We start from the raw sequence: 223 nt of genomic DNA on the forward strand, positions 1-223 counted from the left end.
GCGAACACCCCCTGTCGGGACAAAGATATCGAATTGGGTATTGCATCTGTTTTTATTGATACGGGAGAGTGGGAGAAGTTTGATGGGCTGCAACTCGAAAAACAGTTGTTTTCAGGGTTCGAAACCTGTTTATGTTTTAGCATCCGCAACTTCCGGGAATTAACGGAAGTTGAGGACATATCACCCGCACATACGACTCTGTTGGGGAAAGCGCTGCATTGGG

1 protein-coding gene is annotated in these 223 nt (G+C 47.1%); it reads left to right on the forward strand.

Translation table 11 applies throughout. The features are described from left to right. Nucleotides 1-223: hypothetical protein (locus E1189_RS23415; RefSeq protein ID WP_196221135.1), on the forward strand; the 223-nt coding region annotated here is incomplete at both ends.

It is taken from the genome of Parendozoicomonas verongulae, assembly GCF_009711465.1.
In the GTDB taxonomy this organism is placed as follows: domain Bacteria; phylum Pseudomonadota; class Gammaproteobacteria; order Pseudomonadales; family Endozoicomonadaceae; genus Sansalvadorimonas; species Sansalvadorimonas verongulae.